The 9,116-nt window shown below is 62.9% G+C and carries 9 protein-coding genes; all 9 read left to right on the top strand.

The window, feature by feature from the left end; all coding sequences use genetic code 11:
• Window positions 1-1,169, top strand: a 1,169-nt coding sequence (locus OC446_RS27745; RefSeq protein WP_262032178.1) for a PotD/PotF family extracellular solute-binding protein, incomplete at its 5' end; no start/stop codon positions are given.
• Window positions 1,170-1,235: 66 nt separating this feature from the next.
• A complete protein-coding gene (locus OC446_RS27750) occupies window positions 1,236-2,324 on the top strand; it encodes an ABC transporter ATP-binding protein (protein WP_262032179.1) in 1,089 nt (362 codons plus the stop codon).
• On the top strand, window positions 2,317-3,222 hold the full coding sequence (locus OC446_RS27755) for an ABC transporter permease (protein ID WP_262032180.1): 906 nt from the start codon (window positions 2,317-2,319) through the stop codon (window positions 3,220-3,222). Before OC446_RS27750 ends, OC446_RS27755 begins: the two co-directional genes overlap by 8 nt.
• A 1-nt stretch (window position 3,223) precedes the next feature.
• Window positions 3,224-4,063 (top strand): ABC transporter permease, encoded by an 840-nt coding sequence (locus OC446_RS27760; RefSeq protein WP_262032181.1) that lies wholly within the window; start codon window positions 3,224-3,226, stop codon window positions 4,061-4,063.
• On the top strand, window positions 4,060-5,835 hold the full coding sequence (locus OC446_RS27765; RefSeq protein ID WP_262032182.1) for a M28 family peptidase: 1,776 nt from the start codon (window positions 4,060-4,062) through the stop codon (window positions 5,833-5,835). Before OC446_RS27760 ends, OC446_RS27765 begins: the two co-directional genes overlap by 4 nt.
• A gap of 14 nt (window positions 5,836-5,849) precedes the next feature.
• A complete protein-coding gene (locus OC446_RS27770) occupies window positions 5,850-6,641 on the top strand; it encodes an SDR family NAD(P)-dependent oxidoreductase (RefSeq protein ID WP_262032183.1) in 792 nt (263 codons plus the stop codon).
• On the top strand, window positions 6,641-7,666 hold the full coding sequence (locus OC446_RS27775) for a ketopantoate reductase family protein (protein ID WP_262032184.1): 1,026 nt from the start codon (window positions 6,641-6,643) through the stop codon (window positions 7,664-7,666). The genes OC446_RS27770 and OC446_RS27775 overlap by 1 nt, the downstream gene beginning before the upstream one ends.
• A 12-nt stretch (window positions 7,667-7,678) precedes the next feature.
• Window positions 7,679-7,876, top strand: a complete 198-nt coding sequence (locus OC446_RS27780) for an aldehyde dehydrogenase family protein (protein WP_262032185.1) — start codon at window positions 7,679-7,681, stop codon at window positions 7,874-7,876.
• Window positions 7,877-8,024: 148 nt separating this feature from the next.
• Window positions 8,025-9,116, top strand: a 1,092-nt coding sequence (locus tag OC446_RS27785; RefSeq protein ID WP_262032186.1) for an MFS transporter, incomplete at its 3' end; no start/stop codon positions are given.

Below are 9,116 nucleotides of genomic sequence, written 5' to 3' on the forward strand. Positions count from 1 at the left end.
TGGACATAAATTTTACGTGTACCGCAACAAGAACGCAAAAAAATTTCGCAATGCGGAGTGAGGGCTCGTGGAGCTGGATGCGCCCCGTCCGGCCCAAACCAGGGATGAGGACCATGAAGGCATCTCGGATTGTCGCGGCGGCCAGCATCGCGGTGACTGCCAGTCTGTTTAGCGGCGCTGCCAGCGCAGACCCCCCGGAAATCACGTTTTTCATATGGGCTGGATCCAACCAGGGTGTTGTTCCGACCGAGGTGATCCAGAAGTACCAGCAGGCCCATCCGGACGTTAAGATCAACATTCTGGAGTCGAACAACACGATCACTTACCCAAAGATGGTCGCTGCTTACCGGACGACGCCGGATAAGCCGTTGGTCCATTGTGGTTTCTTCAACGTCGACTCGATCACCAAGGGGGATGTGGAGGGCCTCTGGGCTCCGCTGGATCCAAAGCGCGTGACCAATCTGGCGAACATCGAGCCGAAATACGCGCGGCCTGAGAACAAGGGCGCGCCCTATATGATGTCCGGCATTGGCATCCTCTACAACAAAAACGCCATCAAGGAGCCGCCAAAGAGCTGGACTGAGTTGTGGGATCCGAAGTTCCGTGGCCGGGTTACGATGTTCGACTACGACAATCGCATGCTGGTCATTGCTGCGAAGTTGAACGGCGGCGGTGAGGACAACATTGATCCGGGCTTCGAGGTCTGGTCCAAGAATGCCAAGAACTTCCGCGCCCTTGTCGACTCGAACGATGCGGTCAAGAACCTGCTCGTCTCAGGCGATGCGTGGGTCGCTCCGTGGTTCTCCGGTCTCTCCTATGTCTGGATGCGCGAGGGCTCTCCCCTTGGCTTTGCCATTCCCAAGGAAGGCACGATCGGCTTCCCACTCTATCTGGCCATGGTCAACGGTGTCACGCCGGCTCAGAAAGCCGTCTGCGAGGACCTTCTCAACGAGATGATGTCGCCGGCCAATTCGGGTCGCTATGCCAAGCTCACATTCGCGGTTCCGCTGGTGAAGAACGCTGAGCTCGACGCCGAGCAAAAGAACGATCCTCTCCTCAATGCGGAGCTTGCTGCCAACTCGATCGTCCTCGACTACGGCTCGATCGCTCAGGATGCCGCTGAATGGCGGGAGCGTTGGGACCGCGAGGTCAAGTTCAAGCTGCGTTGAGCGAAGTGGCGGGGAGCCCAATAGGGCTCCCCGGACAAACGCGCAGGACAAGCGAGGATCGGCCACGTGACGCCCGACGTTGAGTTCAAAAATGTCTCCAAGGTCTTCGGCAGCCATACCGCCGTCGACAACATTTCCTTCACGGTGCCTGCCGGCAGCTTCTTTTCGCTGCTCGGGCCCTCAGGCTGCGGGAAGTCGACAACGCTGCGGATGACGAGCGGCTTTGAATTCCCGGACCGAGGAGAAATCTTCATCTCCAGTGAGAACATGGCCGGAGTTGCGCCTTACCGCCGCCCCACGAATATGGTGTTCCAGCGCTGGGCGTTGTTTCCGCACATGACGGTCTTCGACAACGTCGCGTTCGGCCTCACCGTTGACCGCCTGCCGCGCGCGGCCATCCGGACCCGCGTCGGCCAGGCGCTGGAGCTTGTCGGACTTAGCCCATTCGCCGACCGCAAGCCGCGTCAGCTCTCCGGCGGCCAGATGCAGCGCGTGGCTCTGGCGCGCGCCCTCGTGAAGCGGCCCAAGGTGCTTCTGCTCGACGAGCCGCTTGGCGCGCTCGATCTCAAGCTGCGAATGCAGATGCAGCTCGAACTCAAGCGAATTCAGCGTGAGGTCGGCACGACATTCATCTACGTGACGCATGATCAGGGCGAGGCCCTGACGATGTCCGACCAGATCGCGGTCATGAACAATGGCCGGATCGATCAGCTCGCCTCGCCCCAGGAAATCTATGATCATCCCGCAACACGCTTCGTAGCCAACTTCATCGGCAACGCCAACCTGCTGCCGGTCGAGGTGGAGAGTGCGGCGGCCGATGCCGCAACGGGCCTCGCGACTGTTTCCATGGGCGGCCTGGCCTTCCCGACCTCTGTTGCCCAGAAACCTGCCGACCGCAGGGGTTGGATCGCCATTCGTTATGAGCGCATTCGCCTCGGAGAGGCGGCGCGTGCGATGCCAATCCAGATGCAGGGACGTATCCGCGACGCGATCTTTGCCGGGTCGACTGTTCACTATCTGATGATTCTCGAGCCTTCAGGGATCGAGATCACAGTGGAGGCTGGCCACGATGGTATCTCGCGCCCCTTGCCACAGGGCAGCCTCGTCGATGTTGGCTGGGAGCCGGGCGTGACCCGCCTGTTCGGTGATGTCTGAGGCCCTTACGGCAGCAGCGCCGGTTGTGGCCGTGGCCGTGCCGGTGCACCGCCGCGGCTGGCGACAGAAGGTGGCCCCCTGGCTGATGCTCGCGCCGAGTCTGGCGCTCATGCTGTACGCCTTCGTCCTGCCGATGCTCACGTTTTTTGAGTATTCCTTCTACACGTTCCGACGTGGAAAGTTGATCGAGGAATTCTCGCTGACGACCTACCGGCGGTTCCTGTTCGATGCCTATTACCAGACCATCGTGCTCGACACGCTCTGGATGGCAGCGCTCACCACCGTTCTTGCGCTAGCGATCGGCTATCCGCTCGCTTACGCGCTGTGGCGGCTGGAGCGTCCCTGGATGAAGCGCTGGCTGTCGCTCATCATCTTCTCGCCGATCATTGTCAGCGTAGTCGTTCGCTCCTATGGCTGGATCGTTCTGCTCGCGGATCAGGGACCAGTGAACTGGGCGTTGAAGGGGCTGGGCCTGACAAACGGGCCGGTGTCGCTCGTGTTCAATCTGACCGGCGTGGTGCTCAGCCTCGCTCATGTCTTCCTGCCCTTCGTCGTCTTTCCCATCTATTCCTCCATGACGCGGATCGATCCGGCTCTGCGGGAGGCCGCCATGGACCTTGGGGCAGGGTGGGCGCGGACGTTCAGAAGCGTCACGCTGCCGTTGACGCTTCCAGGCGTGGTGGCGGCGGTGCAGATTGCCTTCACGCTGGCGCTCGGCGCATTCGTGACCCCCGCCATGCTCGGCGGCGGACGTGTGCTGGTTCTGCCGCTGCAGGTCTATAACGCGACATCGGACATCAACTGGCCGGTCGCGGCCGTCGGCGGTCTGGTCCTGCTCGTCATCGCCATCCTTGTGGTGGCGCTGTGCAATCGCCTTCTCAAGTACAGCGAGGCGTAAGATGCGAACGTTGGGTTCCGGGATTCGGCTCCGCTACTTGGCGCTGTGGACCTTTACGATCCTTGGCATTATTTTCATCCTCGCCCCGCTTGCCATCGTGGTGGTGAACTCCTTCTCGTCGGTCGCCTACAATGTGTTCCCCCCGGAAGGCTTATCCACGCGCTGGTACGAGAACCTTGCGGGACAGGCCGCGTTCTACACAGGAGCATGGCGGAGTCTGGTCTTGGCCGCATTGGCGACGCTTGGCTCCCTGGTGATCGGCACCATGGCCGCCTATGCCTTGGTCCGCTATCGCCTACCAATGCCAAATCTCGTCAAGGCCTTCATGCTCTCGCCGATCGTGATGCCAAAGATCGTCCTGGGCGTCGCCCTGTTCATGTTCTTTGTGCGCATCGGGACGTTGGGCGGCTATTCCAGCCTCCTGCTCACCCACATGCTGGTCGTCCTCCCCTTCGTGATATCGCTGGTTTCAGCGGCCTTGTTCAGCTTCGACTGGACGCTGCAGGAAGCTGCGATGGATCTCGGGGCAGGGCCGCTGGAGACGTTCTGCCGCGTGATCTTCCCCGAAATTTCCGTATCGATGGTGGTCGCCGGGGTCTTTGCCTTTGTGACGTCGTTCGACCAGGTCGAGACGACGCTGTTCCTCGTGCGGCCGGGCGACAACACACTGCCGATCGAGATGTTCCTTTACCTGCAGAAGTGGCAGGATCCGACCATCGCCGCACTGTCCACAGTCCTGATCCTGTTCGCCGTGGCCATCATTGGCGGGCTCAGTCTCGTCTTGCGCAATCAGAAGCTGCCGCTCGAACTCAGCGGTGCCGGAAAGGAAACGTCCGCATGACCCAACCCACGCTAGACACCGTAATCGCTGCCGTCGATGGCCCGCTGATGATGCAGCACATGCGGCTCTTCGACCGCTACACGAAGGTCGCCGGCACGCCGACGGAACTTGAGAGCCTTCGCTATTGTGAAGAGCGGATGCGCGCCTATGGCTTTAGGACCGAGATCATCCAACACGACGCCTATATCAGCGTGCCTGTGAAGGGTGAGGCGGTCCTGAAGGGTCAAAGCCTGCGCGCCATCACGCACTCCTTCTCCCGCTCGTCGCCGAAAGGGGGGCTGACTGCCCCCGTCGTCGATCTGGGAGCCGGAGGGGCGGAGGATTTCATGCGCCAGGACGTTACGGGCAAGATCGTGCTGATCGACGGGATTGCCAATCCCGGCGCCTCCCTGCGGGCCTCGGAAGCCGGAGCAGCCGGCCAAATCCACATCAGCCCGCACGAGCATCTGCACGAAATGTGCGTTTCGTCCGTGTGGGGCAGCCCGACCCATGAGACTGTCAGCCGGTTGCCCAAGACAGTGATCGTCCAGATCCCGTTCGATGAAGGCCAAAAGGTGCGCGAGGCCATCAAGGCCAACCCCGGCCTGAAAATGACACTCCATGCCGAGGTCGATACCGGCTGGCGCAAGACGCCCATCCTCGTCGCCGACATGATGCCAGGGCCAGACCCCGAGACCCAGCCCTACGTGTTCTATACGGGCCATCATGACACCTGGTACTTCGGCGTCATGGATAACGGCGGCGCAAACGCGACCATGATGGAGGTGTCGCGGATCGCAGCGCTTCACCGCACGGCATGGCGGCGGGGTCTGCGCGTCGTGTTCTGGTCGGGCCATTCGCAAGGGCGGTACTCGAGCTCTGCCTGGTATTCCGACGCCCACTGGGAGGACATCGACAAGCGCGCGCTGGTTCACGTGAACGTCGACTCAACGGGCGGCCTCGGCAACACGATCGTGGGTGACACGAGCTGTGCCGCCGAGTTGCGCCCCCTCGCGGCGGAGGCAGTCGGGACCCACAGTGGCCAGTCCTTCAATAATCGTCGGCAAAGCCGCGCCGGAGACCAGTCCTTCTGGGGCATCGGCGTTCCTGGCATTTTCCAGAATATGAGCGAGCAGCCCGCTTCGCCTGATGCCGAGACCAACGCATCCGCGTCGGTGTTCGGAGGGGGGAACCGGGTCGGCCATGGCACCGGCTGGTGGTGGCACAATCCGGCCGACACGCTCGACAAGATCGACGAGGCAATCCTGGTTCGCGACACGAAGATCTACATGCATGCGGTCTGGCGCCTTCTCACCGACCCCGTGCTGCCGCTCGATTATGCCGAACATGCTCGCTATCTCTCCGCAACGCTGAGCGAACTTCAGGCTGCTGCTGGCCGGAGCTTTGATCTCGGCCTCCTGATGCAGCGGGTCAAGCGGCTAGAGGACCTGGCCAGTCAGCTCAATGCCAAGGCGAAGAGCGCTGACGGCACTGAGGCCGAGGTGATCAACGTGACGCTGAAAGCGGTGTCACGGGCGCTGGTTCCCGTCGACTATACCGAAAAGGATCGCTTTACCCAGGATCCGGCTTTGGCCCAGCACGCTTATCCTGGATTGCAGCCTGTTCGGCGCTTTGCAACGCTCGATCCAGAGAGCGATGCGGCCAAGTTCCTCCACGTTGGAATGATGCGGGCGCACAATCGTGTGGCGGTCGCATTGGCCGACGCGATCCATGCGATGGAAACCTGCCTCACTCGCCTCAATGCCACGACAGCCGGCTTGGCTGCGGAATAGGATGATCTCCGACCATGTTGCTTGAAGGAAAAACGGCGTTTGTCACCGGTGGCGCCGGCCGTCTCGGCCGCGCCATTGCCCACTGCTGTTTGCGCGAGGGCGCAAAAGTGGTGGTGGCGGATCTGAATCTGGCCCAGGCCCGCGCGGCAGCCGAGGCGCTCGCGGCCCCGGGGCGAACCGCTGCCGTGGCGGGGGATGTGTCGAACAAAACCGACGTCGTCCGAATGGTCGATGAGGCCACCGCTCTCCTTGGCCTGCCGAACGTGCTGATCAATGCCCACGGCATCTTTCCCAATATCCCGGTGCTCGAGGTCGAGGTCGAGGACTGGGATCGGATCTTCGCCGTCAACGTGCGTGGAACGATGCTTCCCGTGCAAACCCTGGCCCGGCGCTGGATCGACGAAGGCACCAAGGGCGCCATCGTCAATCTCTCCTCGGGGGCGGCCACATCGGCGCGCGCCGGCGGAGCAGGGTACAACGGCTCCAAGGCCGCCGTCAGCATGATGACCGAGGTGATGGCGATCGAGTTCGGCCCTCACGGGATTCGGGTCAACGCGGTGGCCCCGGGTCTGGTCATGGACGAGGTCTGGACCAGGGAGAGCGCAACCGACCTCCACCCTTACGCCGACCTGATGCTGCGTGGCACCCCGCTTGGCCGCACCGGTCATCCAGACGACATTGCCGAGGCGGTGGTGTTTCTCGCGTCCGACAAGGCCTCCCCCTGGACGACGGGATCGATCCTGAAGGTCACCGGTGGCTCGCACTGCGGCCGCACCCATATGCCGCTCTCGAGGAACATGCGCTGATGTCGTCCCCCTTCGTTATTGTCGGTGCCGGCGCGATTGGCGGCATCGTCGGCACCCATCTGATCCGGTCGGGTCACGATGTGGTTTTCGTCGAGGCCAATGCGGCCCACGCCGATGCCATTCGCGAGCATGGCCTCAAGCTCAGCGGCAGCCTCGACGCCGTGGTGCGAGCCCCGGTCTATGCGCCCGGAACCTACGACGGCCCAGTCGAGCGGCTGCTGCTTGCTGTGAAGTCCCGTGACACGGTTGAGGCCTTGACACCTTTTGCAGAGGCACTGGCACCAGACGGCTATGTCCTTTCCCTGCAGAACGGCCTCGAAGAGTACAAGATTGCCAATCTGGTCGGTGCGTCCCGCACGCTTGGCGCCTATCTGACATTCGGCGGCTATTACACAGGCCCTGGCCACATCGTTTATGGCGGCACCGGCAGTTTCAAAATCGGGGAACTGGACGGCAGCCGCGGCCCGCGGATCGAGGCGCTTCAGGCGGCTTTGTCGGCCCAGCAAAAGGTCGACATCACCGACAACATCTTCGGCTATCTCTGGTCCAAGATGGCACTGGGAGCGGTTTATTTCGGGACGGCTGTTGTCGATGCGCCTGTGCTGGAAATCTACGACGATCCACGCGCGCGGGCTGTGCTGGCAATCCTGGCAGGCGAAACGGTCGGCGTCGCGGACGCCAGCGGCGTCCGCACCGAGAACTGCGATGGCTTCGACCCAAAAGCCTTCCGTCTCGATGCGCCGTTGAACACCTCAGCCCAAGACGCATCGTGGGAGGCGCAGCGGGTCTATTGGAAGAGCCACGACAACCAATATACCGGCGTCTGGCGCGATCTGAAGATTCACCGGCGCAAGACGGAGGTCGATTGGCAGATAGGTCGGGTGATTCAGGCTGCTGAAACTGTCGGCCGGTCCGTGCCCCACTTGAGGCGCCTAAAGAGCGTTGTGGAAAGCATTGAAGCTGGCCACTGTGCTCAGAGCTGGGATGCGCTCTACTCGATCGCTGAAGTGGAGAAGGCGTCGTGAGCTTGTGCCTGCTTGGTTCGGGTCTGGCGCGTGGTGGAAGCTCTGGAGAGCGGCATAGCGGGCGTGAACACCCCGGCGCTCGCCAGTGCGATGGCGCCGTTCGGCCGCGTCAAGCAGTCGGGCCTCACGCACGAGGGCTGCAATTCCAGCCTCGAGGGTTTCCTCGAAATCGATTCCAGCGGCCGCGCTGGGTCGGGACCACAGGAATAGCCTCCGTTATGCGCACTTTCACCCAGGCCGCGCGCTCCGCATTGCGGCAGACCGGAACCTGACGCCGATGCACGCGCCAATCGGACCTGAGCAGGGACAGCCCGTACGTGCCCTGCCGGCCGTGGGATGGATGGGGCCGCTGCTTGCGATGCTGACCATGCAGGCCACCAGCGCATTCCTGTCTCGCCTGATCCCGACGCTGGCGCCGATTCTCATGGCCGAATTGGGTTGGTCCGAGACCGAGATCGGCTATCTCACCGCGCTGAACACCGTCGGCTCGATCCTCTTTCTGCTCAGCGGAGCTCCGCTGATGCGGCGCACGGGCTCGATTCGGGCGCTGCAGATCGGCCTCAGCCTCGGCGTGGTCGGTGTGCTGGTGCTGACGGTGCCGGTGGCGGGCGCCGCTGTGCTCGGGGCCATGCTCATCGGTCTGGGCTACGGTCCGTCGACGCCGGCCGGCAGCGATGTTCTGCAACGCTACGCCCCGGCTCGCCACCGCAATCTGATTTTCTCGATCAAGCAGGCGGGCGTGCCGATCGGCGGCGTGCTCGCCGGAGTGTCCCTTCCGGTGCTGGCGGATTGGGCCGGCTGGCGCATGGCTCTCGCGTTCGCCACTATCGTCGCGCTGCTGACCGTTGCGGCCGTTCAGTCGTTGCGCGAGCGGGTCGATGCGGAGCGCAACCGCGACCTGCGCCTGCGGCCACGTCTGTTTCTGTCGCTCGAGAATCTGCGCCGGCCGCTGGCCTTCCTTCGGGCTGCGCCGGATCTCAAGCGGCTTGCGTTCGTCGGAGCCTGTCTCGCCATCGGCCAGGGCAGCTGGTTCGCGTTCCTGGTCACCTATCTGGTCACGAAGTTAGGCCTGACCCTCCCGCAAGCGGGTTTGATTTTTGCAGTCATGCAGGCGACCGGCATTGTTGGCCGGGTTGCGCTCGGCTGGGTCTCGGACCGGATCGGCTTGGGGATCGTGACGCTGCGCCTTGTGACGATCGCCTCGGCCGCAAGCTCACTCGTGCTTGCCGCGACAGGCCCGAACTGGCCGATGCCGGCGCTGTTGACGCTCGCAGCGATCGCCGGTGTGACGGTGTCGAGCTGGAACGGCGTTCAGATCGCGGAGATCGCGCGGCTGTCGCCACGGGCGCATGTGAGCGAAACGACGGCGGGCACGACGATCCTGATCTTCGTTGGCTACGTAGTCGGCCCGAGTGCGTTTGCGGCGCTGGTGACGTCCACCGGCCGCTTC

Source organism: Microvirga sp. Mcv34 (genome assembly GCF_024519725.1).
Lineage (GTDB): Bacteria > Pseudomonadota > Alphaproteobacteria > Rhizobiales > Beijerinckiaceae > Microvirga.

Bases quoted from the DNA above. Each gene is read 5' to 3' on its own strand.
- OC446_RS27775 (WP_262032184.1), top strand. From the start codon at position 6,641: ATGTCGTCCCCCTTCGTTATTGTCGGTGCCGGCGCGATTGGCGGCATC.
- OC446_RS27755 (WP_262032180.1), top strand. From the start codon at position 2,317: ATGTCTGAGGCCCTTACGGCAGCAGCGCCGGTTGTGGCCGTGGCCGTG.
- OC446_RS27760 (WP_262032181.1), top strand. From the start codon at position 3,224: ATGCGAACGTTGGGTTCCGGGATTCGGCTCCGCTACTTGGCGCTGTGG.
- OC446_RS27770 (WP_262032183.1), top strand. From the start codon at position 5,850: ATGTTGCTTGAAGGAAAAACGGCGTTTGTCACCGGTGGCGCCGGCCGT.
- OC446_RS27765 (WP_262032182.1), top strand. From the start codon at position 4,060: ATGACCCAACCCACGCTAGACACCGTAATCGCTGCCGTCGATGGCCCG.